This is a genomic window from Metallosphaera cuprina Ar-4, assembly GCF_000204925.1.
In the GTDB taxonomy this organism is placed as follows: domain Archaea; phylum Thermoproteota; class Thermoprotei_A; order Sulfolobales; family Sulfolobaceae; genus Metallosphaera; species Metallosphaera cuprina.
Genome location: NC_015435.1, coordinates 1,492,712 through 1,512,512 on the forward strand (window position 1 = coordinate 1,492,712; position 19,801 = coordinate 1,512,512).

At 41.4% G+C, this 19,801-nt stretch carries 17 protein-coding genes; 7 read left to right on the forward strand and 10 right to left on the reverse strand.

Annotation, left to right across the window (positions count from 1 at the left end; genetic code table 11):
* Position 1: 1 nt before the first annotated feature.
* Positions 2-1,408, reverse strand: coding sequence for an ABC transporter permease (locus tag MCUP_RS07730; RefSeq protein WP_013738244.1), 1,407 nt, complete (start codon positions 1,406-1,408; stop codon positions 2-4).
* Positions 1,405-2,406: an ABC transporter permease gene (locus tag MCUP_RS07735; protein ID WP_048057603.1), complete on the reverse strand. Its 1,002-nt coding sequence runs from the start codon at positions 2,404-2,406 to the stop codon at positions 1,405-1,407. The genes MCUP_RS07730 and MCUP_RS07735 overlap by 4 nt, the downstream gene beginning before the upstream one ends.
* 321 nt (positions 2,407-2,727) lie before the next feature.
* On the opposite strand from MCUP_RS07735, the gene MCUP_RS07740 reads away from it, so the two are divergent.
* Positions 2,728-3,873, forward strand: a complete 1,146-nt coding sequence (locus MCUP_RS07740; protein WP_013738246.1) for a hypothetical protein — start codon at positions 2,728-2,730, stop codon at positions 3,871-3,873.
* A gap of 232 nt (positions 3,874-4,105) precedes the next feature.
* Positions 4,106-6,385: an ABC transporter substrate-binding protein gene (locus MCUP_RS07745; protein ID WP_013738247.1), complete on the forward strand. Its 2,280-nt coding sequence runs from the start codon at positions 4,106-4,108 to the stop codon at positions 6,383-6,385.
* Positions 6,386-6,414: 29 nt separating this feature from the next.
* Here the strand turns inward: MCUP_RS07745 and MCUP_RS07750 are convergent, their stop codons facing one another.
* Positions 6,415-8,028, reverse strand: a complete 1,614-nt coding sequence (locus MCUP_RS07750) for a S9 family peptidase (RefSeq protein WP_013738248.1) — start codon at positions 8,026-8,028, stop codon at positions 6,415-6,417.
* 90 nt (positions 8,029-8,118) lie between these two features.
* Between MCUP_RS07750 and MCUP_RS07755 the strand changes: the two genes are divergently transcribed.
* Positions 8,119-9,420 (forward strand): cryptochrome/photolyase family protein, encoded by a 1,302-nt coding sequence (locus tag MCUP_RS07755; protein ID WP_013738249.1) that lies wholly within the window; start codon positions 8,119-8,121, stop codon positions 9,418-9,420.
* Here MCUP_RS07755 and MCUP_RS07760 read toward each other — a convergent pair.
* A complete protein-coding gene (locus tag MCUP_RS07760; RefSeq protein WP_013738250.1) occupies positions 9,417-10,412 on the reverse strand; it encodes an alcohol dehydrogenase catalytic domain-containing protein in 996 nt (331 codons plus the stop codon). The two genes, MCUP_RS07755 and MCUP_RS07760, sit on opposite strands and share 4 nt — an antisense overlap.
* 282 nt (positions 10,413-10,694) lie before the next feature.
* On the opposite strand from MCUP_RS07760, the gene MCUP_RS07765 reads away from it, so the two are divergent.
* Positions 10,695-10,928: a hypothetical protein gene (locus tag MCUP_RS07765; protein WP_048057604.1), complete on the forward strand. Its 234-nt coding sequence runs from the start codon at positions 10,695-10,697 to the stop codon at positions 10,926-10,928.
* A gap of 665 nt (positions 10,929-11,593) precedes the next feature.
* On the opposite strand, the gene MCUP_RS07770 is transcribed toward MCUP_RS07765, so the two are convergent.
* Positions 11,594-12,946, reverse strand: coding sequence for an FAD-binding oxidoreductase (locus MCUP_RS07770; RefSeq protein WP_013738252.1), 1,353 nt, complete (start codon positions 12,944-12,946; stop codon positions 11,594-11,596).
* A gap of 133 nt (positions 12,947-13,079) precedes the next feature.
* On the opposite strand from MCUP_RS07770, the gene MCUP_RS07775 reads away from it, so the two are divergent.
* Positions 13,080-14,018, forward strand: a complete 939-nt coding sequence (locus MCUP_RS07775) for an NAD-dependent epimerase/dehydratase family protein (RefSeq protein WP_013738253.1) — start codon at positions 13,080-13,082, stop codon at positions 14,016-14,018.
* Here the strand turns inward: MCUP_RS07775 and MCUP_RS07780 are convergent.
* Entirely contained in the window at positions 14,015-14,701 is a 687-nt protein-coding gene (locus MCUP_RS07780) for a hypothetical protein (RefSeq protein ID WP_013738254.1), read from the reverse strand. The two genes, MCUP_RS07775 and MCUP_RS07780, sit on opposite strands and share 4 nt — an antisense overlap.
* A 161-nt stretch (positions 14,702-14,862) precedes the next feature.
* Between MCUP_RS07780 and MCUP_RS07785 the strand changes: the two genes are divergently transcribed.
* Entirely contained in the window at positions 14,863-16,479 is a 1,617-nt protein-coding gene (locus tag MCUP_RS07785; protein ID WP_013738255.1) for a thiamine pyrophosphate-requiring protein, read from the forward strand.
* Between the two features lies 1 nt (position 16,480).
* On the opposite strand, the gene MCUP_RS07790 is transcribed toward MCUP_RS07785, so the two are convergent.
* The 3 genes from MCUP_RS07790 to MCUP_RS07800 all read right to left on the reverse strand — a co-directional run bounded on the left by MCUP_RS07790 (position 16,481) and on the right by MCUP_RS07800 (position 18,761).
* Positions 16,481-17,413, reverse strand: coding sequence for a PEP/pyruvate-binding domain-containing protein (locus tag MCUP_RS07790; protein ID WP_048057605.1), 933 nt, complete (start codon positions 17,411-17,413; stop codon positions 16,481-16,483).
* Positions 17,414-17,484: 71 nt separating this feature from the next.
* The gene (locus MCUP_RS07795) at positions 17,485-18,036 is read right to left on the reverse strand and encodes a cysteine hydrolase family protein (RefSeq protein ID WP_013738257.1); all 552 of its coding nucleotides are present in this window, start codon (positions 18,034-18,036) and stop codon (positions 17,485-17,487) included.
* 80 nt (positions 18,037-18,116) lie between these two features.
* Positions 18,117-18,761 carry a DUF3834 domain-containing protein gene (locus MCUP_RS07800; RefSeq protein ID WP_013738258.1) on the reverse strand — a complete coding sequence of 215 codons (645 nt, stop codon included), beginning with the start codon at positions 18,759-18,761 and terminating at the stop codon, positions 18,117-18,119.
* Between the two features lie 139 nt (positions 18,762-18,900).
* Between MCUP_RS07800 and wrbA the strand changes: the two genes are divergently transcribed.
* Positions 18,901-19,494, forward strand: a complete 594-nt coding sequence (gene wrbA, locus MCUP_RS07805) for an NAD(P)H:quinone oxidoreductase (protein WP_013738259.1) — start codon at positions 18,901-18,903, stop codon at positions 19,492-19,494.
* Here wrbA and MCUP_RS07810 read toward each other — a convergent pair.
* Positions 19,484-19,777, reverse strand: coding sequence for a hypothetical protein (locus MCUP_RS07810; protein WP_013738260.1), 294 nt, complete (start codon positions 19,775-19,777; stop codon positions 19,484-19,486). The genes wrbA and MCUP_RS07810 overlap by 11 nt on opposite strands.
* Positions 19,778-19,801: the final 24 nt, after the last annotated feature.

Here is a 19,801-nt window from a genome sequence, read left to right on the forward strand (position 1 = left end):
CCTACTCACCTCTGAGCTTGTATGGACTTAAAACGTCCAGCATTGCGGAACCAAAGTAATAGAAGGCTGTACTTAGGAGTATTATTCCGATCCCAGGAGGAAGCACCCACCACCATGCGAAACCGTTAACGAAAGAAAGATTGTTTGTGGCGAACCCTAGCATATTCCCCCACGTGGGGAAACCCGTTATCCCTAATCCTAGAAAGTCAAGACCGGACTCTGCCAAAATTACGCCTGGGACATCATAGGAGAGTTGGGCGAATAGTATGCCCATGAGGTTAGGTACTATGTGTCTGAAGAGTATTCTAGCCTTTCCCTCACCTAGTGCCTTGGAGGCCTCAACGAACGTTCTGTTCCTAAGGGATAACGTCTGTCCTCTTATTATTTTGGCAGTCCCAGGCCAGGATAACAATGAGATGATGAGAAGAATTATCACTGCCTTATTTACGTTAACTATCGCCCCTGTGAGGTCAAGGATAGATATTAACACTATGAGTAGAGGTAATCCAGGGATTAGTAAAAAGAAGTCCGTAAAGGCATTTAAAACCAAGTCGGTAAATCCTCCTATATATCCAGCTAATAAACCCACTATCAACCCTATGCCTATTATCAGGGCTGAAGCTATAAGAGCTAAATAAAGGTCAAACCTAGCCCCATAGACGAATTCAGCGAAGACGCTTCCTCCGCTGTCATCAGTTCCTAACTTTCCATAAGTTAATCCTAATGAAGAGTAACCTAAATTGGAAACCAAGAAGGTCTCTGGTTTATTTCCAGTATTTTGAAAGGAGAGGACTATATGATAGACCCCAGGCCTAGGAAGGAGAGTCTTAGGTAATTCTATAGATGCTAAGAAAGCGTCTTGAGATGGAAGGGACGAAACGTAAGGAGAGTTGGTTGAGGTCGCCTCTTGTGAGGAGAAAATTATGGCATTTGCCTTTCCGGGAGCAATGAAAACCTGCGGAGGGATAGGTAATGGGGAGAAACTCATAATATTGAACTCGTTTACGAACAGGTTAATCTGAAAGTCGTTCGTGTTGGGGGTAACAACAGTTGTGGACAGATCAATATTATAAGGTGAGGACCAGTTCCAGAGCAAGTTATAGGTTACGTTCACCTCTCCACCAGCAGGAATTGTCACTTTATAAAAAGTGGTGTTAAACCGTGATATAGGTTCGTTAGGCTGTAACTCAACCTTAACGTTTGGAGGTAATCCGTGGTATTGAGGGAATATTGTTGCCCAAGAGGGTACCGCATAAGGTGCTGCTACGAATTGTTGTGAAACTTGATAAGGATTGTTATACGAGGTAAGGACGGGAGCTAGTAGCGCAATTAGCGCGAAGAACAGGATAACTACTATTGAGAAGATGAACGTTTTCCTCTGCAAAAGATCTTTCACAGTTTTATTCATTCGTACTTCACCCTGGGATCAATAAGCGGATAAATCAAATCTAAAACGAGAAGTATAACGACTGCAAACAACGTAATGACGTAAAAGTCGCCTCCTAAAAGAGGTACGTCCAGATTCTCTGCAGCTCTTACTAACAATCTTCCCAACCCAGGTATATTAAATATGTCCTCAATGAACACTACACCGGCAAATAAGAAAGCTATGTCTATCCCTACTCTAGTAACTACGGGTATTATCGCGTTTCTTGTTACGTGTTTGTAGAGTATTTTCCTTTCGTCAATTCCTCTAGCTCTAAGATAATTAACGAAGTTGCTACCCATAAGTTCCACTCCGTTATTCCGAAAGAGAATGTTCCTAACTCCGTAACTTATCACAGTAATGAAAAGGATAGGTAGCGTAAGGAACTTCATTAGATTTATCCAATATACGAACCCCTCTAGGGAGTGCCCGTTAGCAGTTATCGCCTCGGCTAAGTTGGTTGGAAATATCCTCAAATAGAAACCGAAGAAGTAGAGAACTATTTCCCCCAACCAAAAGGCGGGTATGAAATATGTCATTATCGATGTGAAGCTAACGGCCACATCACCTATTTTACCTTGTCTAGAAATAGAGTACAAACCAAGTACGAGCGCCAAAATAGTACTCAGGATTAAGCTAGGAATAACCAAGAGAGCAGTTACAGGAAACCTTTGCTCAATTAACGTAATTACTGGTTCTTGATAACTCATTGATATACCTAGATGAAAGGTCAGCAACGATTTCATGTAAACGAAGAATCTCTCATCCAAGGGAAGATTTAGCCCGAATTGCCTATCTAAGGCCTGAACGAGTTCACTCCTTGGTAATCCCTTGTAAGTTAAGGGCACATAAAGCTCAGCGGGATTAATCCCGTATATTGTAGGAAGAACTTGAAATATGACGAAGTTAAAGATAACTACACCCAAGAGTAGTATCAATCTTTCAACTATTCTTTTGGCAAGATACCTAACTAAAGTCATTAATTATCGTATGAAATGTCTATCCTCAGTTTTAAAAAACTTTATGTTATTCTCTTTAGAAAAGTTTCTGAAATGTTAATTTTGAACAGTGAAGATTTTAAACATTTTAGATTAGTTAGATACTATTCTCGGAGTAAAAAAAGTTAAAACGTTTTAAAAAGAAGGTTAATGTTCTAGATTCTTAAACAATAATGTCAATAACGATCTTATTTTTAATAAAAAAGTCCTATATATAAATTTAGAGAATTAAATTTTAGCATTTAAACCCTATTCATATCTGGGAAAAATCTAAATATTAGACTACGTTTTCACGATCTAATAATGAAACATAAGACATCGTTTAATCCTCTCCTTGTAGGAATAGCCGTCGTGCTCATTATCATAGGTGTATTTACTCTGGAAGCTCATTTCAATTCTGGCACAAGGATCGTTGAGATGGCTGGTTTATATAGTATAAACCAGGTAGTGAAAGTTAATAACTCCACTGTCGCCTTTGCCGGCGTTGGAGTTAATGGGAACACATCAGTAGGAATGGCTGGGCTTCTATTTCTTAACAATCTTTCTTATATATATTTCAACGTGAGTAAATATTTTTTGAACGGATCTATATACTCAATAGCATATAACGGATCTGCCTTTTTAATGGGAGGCGCTAAATATATCAAATCAGGAAATTCAACTTTCCTTGAACCTGAAGTGGTTCTCCTTACCAGTGAAGGAGTTAAGAACTTCACTTCGCAAATCCCGAGGTTCTACACTCCTGGGCAAGTCTTAGCAGTATCTTGGGACCAGGGATTTTGGTTAATAGGTGGATCTTCTCTAGAGATGGAAGGTACGAGCACCTTTCAAATTCCGTTTCTGCTAAAACTTACATCAAACATTTCTGATCTAACTGCATCGCTCCCTCGTTCATTTTATAGTCCTCTCAGCGTAGGCACTGGGATATTTACAATTTCATCCGGCCAAGATAAGTCATTCATAGCTGGCGCCCATCTTTTTAATTTTACATTTGCAGTTTATAACGGAACTGGATTTAATTCACCGTTTCAAAATGAGGGAGCAATTATCACGTCCTCGTACTCACCGTTAGGCTGGCTATTCGGAGGATTTAACTACTCCTCACGAGATGATGGTTTAGTTTTAACTTTGTTTGGTACATATAACGATTCTGGTATACATTTCATTAAATTAAAGTATGAAGTGGGTATCGTCAACTCAGTTGGATACGGCGAGGGGAAATATCTCGTGGCGTTGAGGATACCAGTGGTTAACAACCTCACTATGAGCACCTCAGAGGAAGGAATAATCTTGGCAGGAAACTCGCTCTCTACTCTCACTCAAGTGTTTAATAAGGTAAACGTGAGCATTAACTCTATCGTAACAGTTCATGAACACATAGTAGGAGGAGGTTACTCCATAGTCAGTGGCGAAAGGCACGCTATTATAGTTTTAATTAACTTGAAATAGACATTAGTTTGTAGATAGAAATTTTAGGAAACCGTTGTTTTTAGAAGATTATCTTATAAAAATGGAATATTTTTTAACTTTTGTATTTCTTAATACTACTTAAATTATCGTTTGTTAAGTAATTACACGGATCGAATCTTTTAATTTCTTTAAAAGAACTTCATAAAGTTATTCACTACTTATGGAAAAGTTTAAATTATTAACGTACCCTATTGTAAAGGGAGATATGAGTATGAATGATAAATTATACATATTAGCAGCATTATTTTTAGTCTTTGTAATTATAACTGCACTACCAATAGAAGTATCTAGCTTCGCCATAGCGAATTTCAACGCTCCGATTCTCACTCCTTCTCAAGCAATTTATAACGAACCTTGGGTAGGGACAATCGTTTACACTTACGCATATAGTACTCATACGGACGAGTTCAACGCCCTTTTAGACGGCAAGGTAGATTTTATAACGTTAACTCACGTATCAGAGATAGAGGAGCTTAAGACCGCCCCGTACAACCAAACAGCTTTCTTAGCGATAGCCCCACAGGAGAGCTTTGGGCAGATAGCCTTTGCATTCGGTAACAATCTAACCTCGAATATATATTTCAGATATGCAATAAGCTCTCTGATAAATCCTGAGAACGTCACATCTTACGTTTTAGACAACGGTGTTTTAGGAACGGACGAACCTTATTTCGTCAATCCTTCATTACAAGTGTACACACAATGGTTTAACCCTCAGGCGGAGGCTTACTACAACCAGTACGAGTCCTATAATTTGACTAGAGCCGTAATGTATTTGGAGAAAGTCCCAGGTGTAACCCACGTGAATGGACAGTGGTATTATAATGGCAAACCGTTGAAGTTAACCTTTTACTATACATATCCTCCTGAAACACTAAAGAGATTCGCTGAGTTGTTAGCCAGTTCCGCTGCAGCCATCAACTTATCTATAACACCTGTTTCTGAGACTTTCTCTGCTCTGATAACACAGGCTACGACTCCTCCATTTAACGATTTCAACATGACCACATTCGGATGGATCAATTTAGGTCCGTTTCCCAACTCATGGATGAACGGAATATACACTTCGCCAGGAAACGTTGGAGGCTTCTCAAACTCTACCATAGATCAGGTTCTTCAGAACGCCCTTAACGCACCAACCTTAGCTCAGGAGGAGAACTACACCAAACAGGCTGATTTGTTGCTACAACAGCAACTCCCCTACGTAATATATACCTGGTCTAACGCTATTCAAGCTGTATATCTGCCCAATTGGGCAAACTACATATATCTTGCAAGCGGGACTCCCGAGTACGCCATAAACATCATGGATGTACATCCTACTAATCAGGCATTAAACGGGACGTTCATATTCTCCTCCATCTCAAGCGACTTACCTAGACACATTAACATATACGCAAGCGTCTCACTTTACGCTTTCAATACATTGGATGATATGTACGATAGCCTTGGCATTTCTCCTTTGAACAACCCAACCCAGGTAATACCATGGGTAGCCTCATCTTGGCAAGTCCAGAAACAGGTAACTATGACACTACCTAATGGTGACAAGATAGTCAACGGATCAATAATCACGGTTAACTTAGTCCATAACGATACCTGGATAGATGGAGTACCACTAACCGCGTACGATGTTAATTTCACAGTGTGGTATTATGATCTTCCTGGAATGATGGGAACTAACACTTTCGATGGGGTTACGTTGAATTACACGTTTTTATCTAATGAGGGTTTCATAAACACGGATCTCTTCGGTACCATACCATCTCTAGTTTGGACAAACGTAACAAATCCTTACCAAATAGTGTTCTATCTTAACTCCTCATCCTATGTGAACGAATATCTGGTCCTCACAGAATATCCAATAATGCCTGCTCACGCTATAGCTCCAGTTAACGTAGTCACGCTTTATCACTCGACCTTAGCCCCGGAGATATCTTCAGGGCCGTATATGTTCTCCAGCTTTAACAGCGAGGCAAAGACCGTCACGGTGACCTATAATCCATACTATTTCAGGATTAACCCGCTCATATTCATGCAAAACGTAACTGAAGGAAAGAGCGTAAACGTAACTTCCGAATTTCAGTATTATACATGGAACAACGTAACGTCCTCCTTAGTACCGAACCCAGTGAACGGAACGGCAGTGATGTGGCTCAAGTACCTTAACGTATCAGGAGAAGGTTACGGTAACGCCACTTCACCAGTTAAGATGTCTATGATAGCTCCTGGAACTTATATGGGAACTATCAACACTACTGGGCTAAAACCTGGTATATATGAGGTAGTGAGTAAGGTAATGTGGGATAACGGTACAAGGGAGCTATTTAGTTATAAATCCCTTAACGTTACGCCATCACAGGTTGTTACTACGACTAAACCACCCACAACCACTACTACCTCCAGCAACACCACATTAGAGATCGTAGCTGGAGTAATAATAGTCATCATCATAGTGGCAATATTAGTCGTAGTTCTGAGAAGGAGATAAGATTAATAATTTCTTTTTTCCCTTTAAGATTATTTTTGACAATTTTTATTTAAAAATTCTACGACCCTCACTATAGAGTCTATTAAGTTCTCCCTCTTGTAAAAACCGTGTCCCTCCCCCTGATAAATCTTGTACTCTAGATCTTTACCCAACTCCTTCATCCTCTCAGCCACCTGCATCGTTTCCTCAGCAGGACACCTTGGATCGTTCTCGCCAGCCAGAATAAGCAAGGGGCTTTTTATCTTGTCAATGAAAAATATCGGAGACCTATCCCTCAAGAGACTCTCATCGTTTCCTATCTTTATTTCGTCGTACTGTCTTAGCACTTCCCTCTCTGTCTTCTTCTCCGTGAACCAGTTTACGAAGGGTACTACAGCTGCAGCGGCGCACCATAGATCGGGGAACTTAGTCACAGCCATCATAGTTAGATATCCGCCATAGCTTGCCCCAGTAACCGCTACCTTTTGTGTTCCCAGCAATTTAACCGACTCTATAACATCTAAGAGATCTCCTCCACCTAGATCCTTATCGTTAAGATGATTAAACCTTCTTCCTCTTCCGGTCGACCCTCTATAGTTTGGACATATGACTTTAAAACCAGAATCCAATAGCATTTGAACTTCAGCCGAATAATGATTAAGACATTCGTAATCTGGACCTCCGTGTACGTACACTACGCCTTTATCCTCTCCTCCTCTCTCATATAATAGAGCGTCAATATTCTCCCCTATAGAACGATAAGTCACAATCTTAGGTTTTACAAACTCTCCCCTCACGTCTCTCATAGAGTCGGTCAATCTTTCAATCTTTTCGGAATATTTGTAAATATCACTCGCTCTACTATAGGTGCTGTTAAGGAAGAACAGGTCCTTATCCGTTTTCAAACTTTGTGAAACCCCTTCCTTAACCAGAACCTTGCCGTCTACATAGAGTGAGATGTCTCCTTGGTTATCCACCGTATAAACTAGCCTGTCTCTCCACATCAGAGCCTCATACTTATCTTTATCGTCTGTCACGATCCAAGTGATCTCGCGATCTTTCAATGAGAGCTTCCCGATATCTAGGAATCCCCTATGATTGCTCAAGAACAGGAGACTGTTACCGTAAAAACATTGAGATGAGCTTGGGTATTGCTCAGAGTTACTGAATGAAAGAGTGAATTCCTCCTCTAACTTGGTATCGAGGAGGATTAGGTCATTGTCATATATCCCGGAGGAATAAGCTATCCATCTCCCTCCTGGGGAGACGCACACATCGGACACTGGGGAGCTCCCTTTGCTGATCTTCGTTATTTGACCATCTTCGTAAAGATACAGATGTATCGTTTCTTTATCCCTGTTGGAGAGAAAATAGAACTTATCTTCGGTTATGAAAACCGGATCAAAGTTGTCATGTCCGTCAGAGAGGAGAGGATAAGGGACGTCATCTATCAAGTAGATAGACCTTATTTCGGCTCCACCTTGATCTGCAACTACACCTAATCTCGAACGAACCCAGTGGACCGATTCTGGTTCTTTGATTTCAATTTCGCCTAATCCGTGAATGTAAACTCTAGGCGAGTCCTTTAGGACGACGTATGCCAACCTTCCGTCCTTAACGTCGTAGTCCAATACAGGGTAGTAATTGAGATAAGAAAGGTTCATGGTTTTCATAACCATTAAAGGGTAATATGAATATCTTCAAGTTAGAGTTTAGAGAACACATCCTTTTAATCAGTTCGCTTTAGCAATCATGTGATTTGCTTATTCCTATTTAGGAGGGACCTTAGACTTGAGGACAACACCTGTTTAATTAAGGCCTTAAGAGAGTGCGATGAGGTTGTACCGTTATTCATTATAGATCCTAGACAGGTTGAAGATAACCCTTACAAGTCCCCTTTCGCAATAGGATTCATGATAGACTCTCTCCTTGAGTTGGATCAGGATCTTAAAACTATGGGCTCTAGGCTCCATTTACTAAAGGGATTTCCCGAGGAGATAATACCTAAGATTAACGCTGATGCGGTTTACATGAATGAGGATTACACTCCTTTCAGTAGGCAAAGAGATGAGAGGATCAAGGAGAAAGTTAAAGGGAAGCTCGTAACGTGTGAAGATCTGCTCCTAACGAAGAAGAGATTCTTTTTAAAAGAAGGGAAACCTTACTCCGTCTTCACAAGATTTTACGTCGACGTGAAAGATAAACCTGTCAGGCGGCCCGAAGTAAACAACCTCAAAAACTATGGGGAGATGAAAGATATTACTGACGTTAAACTCTTAGAGAACCTACATTTTCAGAGGTCTAGCTTTAAGGGTGGTAGAAGAGCGGCTTTGGACACATTAAATAGAGCGCAAACGATAGACTACTCATTGAGGAACTTTCCTGGTTTGCCAGGAACTACAAGACTTTCTCCTTACCTTAAGTTCGGTGTTTTGTCACCTAGAGAGGTTTACTATTCAGTGAACGAGGAGATAAGGAGACAGCTTTACTGGAGAGACTTCTTTACGCTTTTGGCGTATTACAATCCATACGTTTTTGGTCACGCGTATAAAAGAGAGTACGACTGCGTACCATGGGTTAACGATACTAACCTGTTTAGTGCGTGGACCCAAGGCAAAACAGGATATCCCATAGTTGACGCAGGTATGAGGGAGTTAAATAACACAGGTTTCATGCATAATAGAACTCGAATGATTACCGCGTTCTTCCTGGTTAAGGTGCTTCATGTTGACTGGCGATGGGGAGAAAAGTACTTTGCCACAAAGTTAGTCGATTACGATCCGTCAGTGAATAACGGGAACTGGCAATGGGTGGCCTCTACAGGTGTTGATAGGATGTTTAGAATTTTTAATCCCTGGCTTCAACAGAAGAAGTTTGACCCTGAGGCAGTCTACATTAAGGAATGGGTACCTGAACTGAGAGATCTGTCTCCAGCTGACATTCACAACGTTTACGCATTAAAGGTGGACGGATATCCCAAGCCTATCGTGAATTATCTAGAAGAGGTTAGAAAGGCGAGGGAATATTATGAAAAGTCTAGATCAACTTGTAACTAAGGAGAGAGGAATATTCTCCCGTCTCTTCTACCTTCCTTAAACGATAGGAACGCCTCTTTGATATCTTCTAGCCTGAACGTCCTCCATGTCCTCACCTTCAACTTGCTAGCCAAAGTAAGTAGTTCTATGAAGTCTCCCATATCTCCTCTATTAGTTCCTAACAACGTCACGTGTTTAAGATAGAGCTTGTTTACATCCAGCTGAGCCTTTCCTCCTGTGATAGCTCCATACGTGATGATCCTTCCGTAATTGCCAACCAGTTTAAAAGCTAAGTCCCAGTACTCCTGTCCTAACGAGTTTACAACCACTGAAGCCATCTTACCCTGGGTGAACTCCTTAATTACCTCCTCCGCGTTTACGTAATCCACCACTATATCGGGATTGAAATCCTTTACCCAGGCCTTAGTAGAAACTGCGACTACAGTGGCCCCCATCATTTTAGCCAATTGTATGAGAAACATACCTGTGTTACCAGAAGCGCCCAACACAACAACCAGGTCTTGAGGGTTTACCTGTGCTATCTTCAACGCATGGTAAGGAGTCAAGATAGCGATGGGTAAACTTGCCAATATTTCGTCTCGTAAAGACGATCGCATAACGTTTCTAGCCGGCACAACTATTTCTTCCGCGTAACCTCCTTGGGTTTCCACACCTATTCTTTTCCCGTTAACGCAATACGTCTGCCTGCCTCTGAGGCAGCTCTCGCAGCTTCCGTCAAAGAGTCTAGTGTAAACCGCAACCCTGTCCCCTGGAGAGACGTGAGTCACCCCTTTACCTACCTCTTCGACAACCCCGAAGAACTCCGATCCAGGTATATGAGGAATTGGTGATACCGATAGGACCTCGACGCTCATCAAATCCACAGGATTGATTGATGCTTTCAATACTCTCAATTTCACTTCGTTATCTCCTACACGAGGTTCTGGAACTTCCCTCAACTCTAAGTTATCTATCCCCCTTCTTTCATAGAGTATTGCCCTCATATCAGGCATTCTGAGATATAAGGATAAGAACTTTTTTAGTTCCTGGGATTCTGAGGGATGAGTTCAGTGAGACTACTCGTTTTAAAGCAATGACTTTCAATCTTATCAAGAATCATACAGGCGGCTTTATTCCTCATCTTCTTTCTCTTCATGAAAGGAAGCTTGACGAGCTCATCCTTACTGTTAATTTGGACATGATCCCCTAGCATTTCGCTTAATGTCTTTCGGTAGTATGGTATACGTTCCTAACACATAGGAAAAAGTTTAATTGTCATCTTTCTTATTGCACCTATGAGCTTACTCCTTAAAATGAATAGAGTCACATCAAGAGTCCTAGTTATGCTCCTAACTATGTCATTTAGGTTCCTCTCACTTCATCAACTCATGTTCATTGTGATTCCATTTCTCCTCGATGGAGGGTCCAATTCCTTCTTTTTAACTAACATAGCTCTAATTCCAGTCGCTGCGCTCCTCCTCCTAATTTCGCTGATAGTGTACTTGGTCAGAAAGATCAGAAACAGGTAATCTTTTTTATATACGTTGATTTATTTTTTACCATTTTTATGTTAACTCTATTAGGTATCACAAGTACCTCAGTCCAAACTTATTAGCTCATGAAAACGATGATCCATTAGTCCATATTTAGTTAAATTTGTGAGGACTCTCCATGAAGCCGTAAGCGGTTGATAGGAACATTTGCTTTCCCTATTTCTTTAGCTCTACGATCAATAGCTAGAACTTTCCGTTTACCCATAGAACCAATTTTAAAACGTGCCTCGATCTGGACTAAAAAGGCTAAGCTAGTAGCCTAATCTTAGGACACGATCTAGTGTCTTGCGTACCTTTACGGTTCAAGATAATCGTAAGGAGCGAACTTTAATCCACTTTAAATATGCCTATGGGCTTTCTTCGATTTTTAAAACCTCTCGAAATTCATCAGGAGAGGAAATCCTCCCTTTCTCGAATACGATCATTAATTTTCCCTTAGAGTCTAACCAGATGCGTCTCTTTATAAAACGCGTTCTCCAATAAGGCAGGGTATATGATATAGCTAAACGTGCTTAGCTTAATGTGAAAAAGTCAAACTTTATGCTCGCATTCTCTGAAAAAGAAAACGTTTCCAGCTAACATGTTTTTATTGAGCTTAAACCTTAACATCTTCAAAGTCAGGATCTTTAAAAGATAACGGCTTAGTTTCTCATTGATTCGTTGTAAGCGCGCTCTACGTATTTACCAGGGTTCATTATGTCGTTGGGATCAATGATCTCTTTTATCCTTTTCATGATTTCTAGGACCTTGACTCCGTTATGTTTCGCCAACTGGATTGCCATCAGTTTAGTTTTTTGAACCCCTATTCCGTGCTCTCCTGATATCGATCCACCTAGTTCTATAGCTATTTCGCCCACTTTTTCAAACAGCTCTAATGCGACCTCTTTCTCTTCTAGGAGTATGTTAGGATGTAGGTTTCCATCGCCTATGTGGGCTATAACAGGCATCCTTACGTTAAACTTCCCTTCAAGCTCCTTTAACTTACGAATAGCATCCATGAGTTTCGATACAGGGACAACTATGTCCTCGACTAGCATTTCCTTCGCCGAAGCCTTAAGGGCTATAGCGGCTTGGGCCCTTAATGAGTAAACTCTCTCCCACTCCTTATCGCTAAGCTCGGTTAGATCTCCGTCCCACTTCCTGATTATATTTCTGATACTTTCCAAGTCCTGATCCTCAATCAATAGAATGAGCATCCCTCCCTCAGATTCCTTTAGCCCGGCATTCAAATGGACGTTTAGAGTTTTCAAAACTTCAGAATCCATAAATTCAGCTATCTCCGGCATTATCCCCGATTTCCTGATGTCCGAAATGACGCCAGCCGTTGAGTCCAAACTTGGCATCGATACGAGCAAAGGAATTAGCTTTCGTTTAGGTAGTGGAACAATGCGAAACCAGATCTCTGTTATCACGCCAAGAGTCCCTTCGCTACCTACGAATAGGTGAGTCAAATCGTAACCTGCTCTATTTTTCCTTAATGGTTCCCCTATCTTAACTATCTCGCCAGTGGGTAACACTACTTTCAGCGCTAGCACCCAATCTCTGAAAGTCCCATACTTTACACCCCTCATACCTCCAGAGGAGTTAGCTACAGCACCCCCTACAGAGCATAGAAAGAAGGACGCCGGATCTGGAGGTAAGAAGAACCCTCTCTCCATCAACTTCTTGTTTAAATACTCAAGGTTCACTCCAGGTTGGGTTCTCACATACCAATCTACGTCATTTATCTCCAAGATTGAAGACATGTACTTCATGTCAATAAGGATGCAACCCTCGCACGAGACCGCACCGGTTAGGCTTGTGCCCGCCCCCCACGTGACGATTGGAATCCTTTTCCTGTTAGCGTAATCTACGACCTTTACTATCTCCTCCTCTGTTCTAGGATAGACAATAACGCCGGGTTTGACCTTGTAGCTTAGGAAGTCTTCCCTTGACTCTTTCGAAGTGGTCAAATTAAGCTCCTTCATTTCCTTCTCCAGATCGAAGCCCTCCATAGATTGATGCTGGATCACATATTTAATAAATTATGTCATTGAGTAGTTAAAGGCAGAGAGTTAAGCTAAGCTCGGCTCTAGAACTCTAGCTTTATTGGCATAGATATTTAAAAATACCTAGCCTCTCTCTTTTATGAGATTCCTCCTATTAGGATTGGGCTTCATCTCAACACATGTGGCTCTAACGTTGAGTGAACTGGGAGAAGATGTTACCGTAACATATAGGAATCTAAACCCAGTTAAGGAAGAGTACATAAAAATCCTAAATAATAAGGTAAATTTAGTAAAGCTAGATCCCCTATCTTCAGAAATTGAGAAACACGTCAAAGGCTCGGACACTGTTGTAAACTTTATAGGAGAAATAAAGGGATCGGAAGACAGATTGAAATTAGCTAACGTGGAAGTGCCTAAAAGATTGGCGGAGTTGAGTTTTAACTTTGGGAAAACGTTCATTCACTTGAGTGGAGCCACTTCCACAGGGGCAACTGGGAAGAACGTCAAGGAGGAACCAGAACATTGTAAAGATAGCTTAGCTACTACACAGTTCGAGAGAAGCAAGTGTAATGGAGAGAAGGAAATAATGAGACTCGCAATTGAGAAAGGAGGTGACGTTACGATATTGAGGCCTACTTTAGTCTACGGTAGATACGCTGCCCACATTCAATTTGTTACAATGTATAGACTTTCTAAACTTAGGATCATACCTGAACTAAACTTAGATATGGCTACCGTAAACGCCTGGTCGATTGGTAAGGCCATTCACAAGTTGGGAAAGGTAACAGGAAGGAGATATCTTTACGCTACAGAGTGTGGAAGCGTCAAAGTCTCTAAGTTTTTTGAGATCATGGCAGAATCGCTCAATGGAGGAGTGAAGATCCCAATTCCAACGATCTTTGCCAAACTGGCCCTCCCTGCTGAGATCAGGAGTCTATTAAGGTACTCGGGTACTACCTACGATTGCTCTAAATTTGAGGGCTATGCAGGAGAGCTAAAGTTCGATGAAAGCGAAATAAAGGAAAACGTCAAATTTCTAAAACAGTTGGACAGAGAGGGGAAACTCGTCCCTACTTAATACTTTCTTATCATTAACGTCGCTAATATCTCCGTGTAGGGTATAACGAATAGATTGAGGATAGGAATCAGTGATAATATAGCACCTAGGAGAAGCACAACCGCAGACGCTCCGTCCTTGGAGAAGGACTTCGAGTACCAATCTATCGCTTCTCCGATTCCCGCCTTATATCCGTTAACTATGGCTGAGGCTATAACGTATATTATGATGAGGAGAAGTCCTTCTATAAGGATTGCGCCCGGCACGAAAAAGGTAGAGAACAAACCGTATATCAACCCTACTATTAGTGCAGACGGTAACAGTTTCTCCTTAGTATTTAGTGTACTCTGCCATGCTAAACCTAGGTCAGGTACCCCTCCGCTTACTACCGCTCCTGCCTCATACGCTTCAACCAATATTAGAAAAGAATATATTACGCCTGATATAAATCCTATTATAAAAGCCGTAACGTGAATTACACCAAATGACAATCCAGCGAAAGCTAACAGAGACGTTAATCCGTTTAGAACGAAGGCTATTATTATTGAGATTATCAAGGCTATAATAGTTGGGATTATCATTCCTAGATTCTTAGTGAAGAAATCTATCGCCTGAAGATAGAGAGGCCTGTAATTATAGGAGGGCCAACCATATCCTTTGAAAAAAGATCTGACCGTTTTCGGTGCTATTCTGAAGTTAATCATTACGAGTTTGAATCTTTCATTTTTATAAAGTTAACCACAACTACGTTATTAAGTCACTATAGCTCAATTTTTAGCCGGAATCATAGGGTTATTCGAGATCAGATATAGGAAGGGAGATGAAAAAGGGATGGATTTAACTATTTGATCATTATAAATAAGTCATGGAACAGACTACGATAAGGACAAGTGCGGGAGTAATTCTACACGGGTTGAAGGAAAGAGGAGTAGATAAGATTTTCATGGTTTCGGGCACGGATTACGCCGCCTTCATTGAGGAGAAAGTTAGAGATCCATCTCTTCCAGATTTCGTCGTAGTTCCCCATGAGATAACAGCCGCTTCGATGGCTTTAGGATACTCCCTCGCAGGAAAGCTCGGCGTAGTAGCGGTACATACGATACCTGGCACTTTAAACGCGTTAGGTGTCATAAGTAACGCGTTCACTAGTAGAGTACCGCTCTTGGTATTAGCAGGGAGATCTCCGTACACTGAGGAAGGGAGTCCCGCTAGTAGGAATTTGAGAATTCACTGGACTCAAGAGGCTAAAGACCAAGGAGAACTAGGGAGACAATATACAAAGTGGGACTTCGAGATAAGAGATCCGTGTCAAACTTCTACAGCTCTAAGTAGGGCAGTTCAGATAGCGCTTAGTGAACCTAGAGGACCCGTTTACTTAACAGTGCCTAGGGAAGTAAGCATCAAAGAGGCGAGATCTAATCAAGTTACGATGAGTCCTTACGAGCCGGGACCCTCAAGGAAGTCAATCGGGGAGGCTGAGAGGTTAATCAGCGAATCTGAAAAGCCCGTAATAATCGCATGGAGAGCAGGGAGGAGAAGAGAGTGGTATGACGCTCTACAAAGATTTGCCGAAAAATTAGGTGCTCCGGTTTTAAATTATGTTGGAGAGGTTGTGAATTATCCGTCTAAGGGAAAATTAGCACTAGACAGACTGGATTTGAGGGAGGCCGATCTACTAATAGTAGTGGAATCCGAAGTTCCCTGGATACCTAAAAGAGTGAAGGTTAACAGTCCAGTAATAAAGATTGACGTAGAACCTTCACATTCCTACATACCGTATTATGGGTTCAGATGTGACGTCTGCATACAATCAACTCCATTGGCCTTAGATGAACTCCAAATAAAGGGAAAAGATAGGTGGACTGAGGAGATTGAGGAGAGAGTGAGAAGACAGAGAGAGGAGAAGACGGTAGAGGTAACTAGATTTCAGAGCTCTCAAAAGGTTCATCCAAGACTCCTCTCCTGGTACGTATCTCAGCTCCACTCTACGATAGTGAACGAGTATCCATTTAACCCGAGATATGGCGATTTTGAGTTCGGCCAATATTTTGGCGACTTAGCCGAAGGATATCTGGGATGGGCTTTGGGAGCTGGATTAGGAATTAAAATGGGATCAGATAGGGACGTCATAATAACCACAGGGGACGGATCATTCATTTTTGGGGTGCCTGAGGCGTTCTATTACGTCGCGGCGTCCTATTCATTGCCTGTAATGGTGGTTATCTATGATAACGGCGGATGGTTAGCTTCTGCCGAGGCCGTAGAGGAGGTTTTTCCAGAGGGACTAGCTAAAGCTAAAAAGGTATTTCCAGGAGCGGATTTTAAGAGATATAACATTGGTGAAACGGTAAAGGCGTTTGGAGGATATTTTAAGTTAGCTGAATCTCCGGACGAAGTGAAGGCTGCATTAAACGAGGGATGGCATAACGTAAAAAAGGGAAACATCTCGGTTGTCCAGGTCATAGTTGAAAAGGTCAGATAATTTAGATTTCCTCCCAGAGAGTTTTGACTCCTCTAACCTCTAAAATATACAATTTTTTGTCCTGTAACGCCCACTCTAGGTTAACATGCTTTCCGAAAAACTGCTCAATCCTTAACGCCAAGTTAGTCAACTCAATGACTTTATCGTCGCTTAGACTCTGTTCTAACGCTTTACTTCCTAGGGGAATTTCCCTTATACCTCCCGTTTTTCTATCAAATTTTAACATCACGTGTTTATTACCTAAGCTTTTTTGAGCTATCACCCTATCTCTTTTAGGCAGCTCGAATCTATCGGGAGTGACTAAGCCTCGTGTAACGGCTTGACCTAAACCCCAAGAAGACTCTATTATAACCCAATTAGGATTTCCGGTGATTGGATGAATGGTGAAGACCGTGCCCGCACTTTCGGGATCTATCATCTCTTGAACGAGTACGGCTATCTCTACAGGACTACCCTGCGAAATAGTATAGACTAATGACTTAGGGTTAAAGAAACTAGCCCACGCCTGCTTAATGTAAAGTGGAAGGTCAACCTTGTTCACATAGAGGAAAGTGTCTATCCTTCCAGCAAAGCTTGGACCGGATATATCTGAAGTGATGGTAGGCCTTACTGCAACTAAGTCCGTAGACAACTCACGTGAAAAGTGCTCGATCTCCAGTGAGATATCAAGAGGCAACTCTGTTTGAAGCACTATATCCCTTATCGTTTCGTATCTCTTTGATAGATCCCTTGGATCATCTAGATCTACTCCTCTCAATATTTCGCTTATTTTATCCTTATTTAACTCCATAAATCTTCTAAAGGCGGACCTCGTTATCACAAAACCCCAAGGAACCCTTATCCCTTGCCTAGTGAGTTCACCTAGGTACGCAGCTTTCCTTCCTACCGACCTTACCATGTTAGTTGATGATTGATCGATACTGAAGACATACATATTATTTGATAAATAGATCAAGGTTTTAAAGATGTCCTGAACTTACAAAGTATTGAAAAAGGTTTTTGTTCTCATAGAGTTTTTTCTAACTCATCTGAGGATATGACCGGGAAGAACGCTTTCATGTTCATTAGTGACCTCTCATGTCCTTCCTTGTTAAACGATGATACTGCATCGCTGACTATAACCGGGAGGAACCCTAAGGCGAAAGCGTGCCTTGCGCTAGTCTCCACTCCTATTTCTGTCGCTATCCCAGTGAACAAGATAACGTTTCTCCCAGAGTTTCTCAGGAGCAATTCGAAGTTAGTCCCTACAAAAATGCTCCACGTGTTCTTTGGAATAACGATGTCGTGCTCAGACGGCTTTAAGTAGAGCTCAAGGTCCTCTTGTGACATTTTGAATTGCCTAGACGTGGCTCTCATGGCGAAAGGCTCAAAACCCTCAGGATAGGGGGTAATTCTGGTGAACACTACAGGTATTCTGTGGTTCCTGGCAAAGTTAAGTGTTCTTTCCAAAGCCCTTAAGAACTCATCTCTATTGAATATCCCTTTAACTAATCCGTTTTGGACATCCCATACAACTAGTATGGAATTGTTTTGATTGAGTGTACCTTTTATGCTCATGGTTACCTATTTACAGACTATAAATAAAAATTTATTTTTAGTTAGAAATTGTCTTAGATATATCTATAAAACTGATTATCTTAAATGTACCTTTTGACAAGTTGCTCAAAGTCGGAGTAGTCCGATGTTCTTTCTATGAGTAATGTTACGACCTTAGGTAGATCGGATATCATCTTGGGATTAACTTGAACTGGAAGTCTCTTCATTACGTATTCTGCAGAACCTTGGGGATCTTGTTTCATAATGTCTATCCCTTCCTGATAGGCTGAGATGAAACCTTCACGATCTCCATTCACATGAACTCCACAACTCCCAGGGATTCCTAAAAGCTCCTCAAAGGTCTTTCCTTTGCTTATGACCGAGGCCACCACTATTGAGTCAACCTCTCCGTTTTGAAGCATCTCTTTAAGTTTCCCCATATCATCAGAGTAAACTAGTTGACTCTTGAGGCCCTTCTTATCCAATAGAGCTCTAGTTAACACATCCGCTGCACTCCCTTTCCTCCAAACTCCCATCCTGTTACCTATATCAGGGGAGACAACCATCAAACCCTTAATTGTTATATAGTCTAATCTTAGACCTCTCCTTACGAGTGAGACGGTAGAGTCAAGGATCACGTCAGCCTTACCTTCCTTTCCGAAATCTATCAGGATATCGTGATTCCTCATGGTCGCGGCAATCATAGGATAGGAAACAGGACCTGGGGCAGCTAACACCTTTAACATGTTTATCACATAGGTATCATTGATACCATTTAAATAGTTTCTCCTATTAGTTAGGTCTTTGATTATTTGTTACTTAACCTTTTGATTTAAAGTTTATACCTAGTTAATTTTTTAGGCTAACTTTACCATCGCAATTATAATGTCCTGTCCAAAAATCCTTGTTCTATTCTATGGTTATGGAACCATAGTAGATCTAGCCTCATATATAGCGGAAGGGGCTAAGGCTGAGGGAGCTGAAGTCAAACTAGCTAGAGTACCAGAACTGTTCCCTAAGGAAGTGGTGGAAAAGTTCAATGTTGATTGGAACAAGATTCAAAGAATACCGGAGGTAAGCATGAATGATCTTGAGTGGGCCGATGGACTGGTCATAGGATCTCCCACAAGATACGGTAATATGACAGGTCAAATGAAGTTCTTCTTAGATCAAACTAGAGATATCTGGCTTAAGGGAGGACTGTACGGTAAGCCTGTGGGCTTCTTTACTGAGGCTTCTACAATTCATGGAGGACACGAAACTACAATCTTGGCTATGAGCACTTACGCTTATCATCACGGCATGATTATAGTTCCCCTGGGATATGGAATAAAAGAGATTGCCACAACGAGTTCTGGTGGGTCACCTTACGGCCCTAGTCATTTGGGCAGCTTAAAGGAACTAGATGAAAGTGAGAAAAACATAGCTAAGTTTATGGGAAAAAGGGTGACCGAAGTGGCTAAAAAGCTCAGATGTTAGCCCTCCTTCCGAACTTTTTTGTTCTGGATCTAGATCTTTGAATCGCCTTAAATTCTACAATTCTAGATAAAGCCTCCTTCGGATTACTCACTCCCTTAAGGATTTCAGCCAAACCCTTCTCTCCTATGTAGTTCAGCCACGCAACTATGTGTCCCTCCTTGAGATGATATTCCACACAAGCAGGATCCTCTTTTGAAAGCCTAATCAACTCCGTCTCTAGGTCATTTACGTTTCTAGCCTGTCCTACCACTTTTTCATAACTTTTGAAATAAAACGGTTCCATAATGTTGACTTAAAACGAATAATG

Coding starts and splice junctions, on each gene's coding strand:
- MCUP_RS07730 (WP_013738244.1), bottom strand. CDS start 1,408: ATGAATAAAACTGTGAAAGATCTTTTGCAGAGGAAAACGTTCATCTTC.
- MCUP_RS07735 (WP_048057603.1), bottom strand. CDS start 2,406: ATGACTTTAGTTAGGTATCTTGCCAAAAGAATAGTTGAAAGATTGATA.
- MCUP_RS07740 (WP_013738246.1), top strand. CDS start 2,728: ATGAAACATAAGACATCGTTTAATCCTCTCCTTGTAGGAATAGCCGTC.
- MCUP_RS07745 (WP_013738247.1), top strand. CDS start 4,106: ATGAATGATAAATTATACATATTAGCAGCATTATTTTTAGTCTTTGTA.
- MCUP_RS07750 (WP_013738248.1), bottom strand. CDS start 8,028: ATGAACCTTTCTTATCTCAATTACTACCCTGTATTGGACTACGACGTT.
- MCUP_RS07760 (WP_013738250.1), bottom strand. CDS start 10,412: ATGCCTGATATGAGGGCAATACTCTATGAAAGAAGGGGGATAGATAAC.
- MCUP_RS07765 (WP_048057604.1), top strand. CDS start 10,695: ATGAGCTTACTCCTTAAAATGAATAGAGTCACATCAAGAGTCCTAGTT.
- MCUP_RS07770 (WP_013738252.1), bottom strand. CDS start 12,946: ATGGAGGGCTTCGATCTGGAGAAGGAAATGAAGGAGCTTAATTTGACC.
- MCUP_RS07775 (WP_013738253.1), top strand. CDS start 13,080: ATGAGATTCCTCCTATTAGGATTGGGCTTCATCTCAACACATGTGGCT.
- MCUP_RS07780 (WP_013738254.1), bottom strand. CDS start 14,701: ATGATTAACTTCAGAATAGCACCGAAAACGGTCAGATCTTTTTTCAAA.
- MCUP_RS07785 (WP_013738255.1), top strand. CDS start 14,863: ATGGAACAGACTACGATAAGGACAAGTGCGGGAGTAATTCTACACGGG.
- MCUP_RS07790 (WP_048057605.1), bottom strand. CDS start 17,413: ATGTATGTCTTCAGTATCGATCAATCATCAACTAACATGGTAAGGTCG.
- MCUP_RS07795 (WP_013738257.1), bottom strand. CDS start 18,036: ATGAGCATAAAAGGTACACTCAATCAAAACAATTCCATACTAGTTGTA.
- MCUP_RS07800 (WP_013738258.1), bottom strand. CDS start 18,761: ATGTTAAAGGTGTTAGCTGCCCCAGGTCCTGTTTCCTATCCTATGATT.
- wrbA (WP_013738259.1), top strand. CDS start 18,901: ATGTCCTGTCCAAAAATCCTTGTTCTATTCTATGGTTATGGAACCATA.
- MCUP_RS07810 (WP_013738260.1), bottom strand. CDS start 19,777: ATGGAACCGTTTTATTTCAAAAGTTATGAAAAAGTGGTAGGACAGGCT.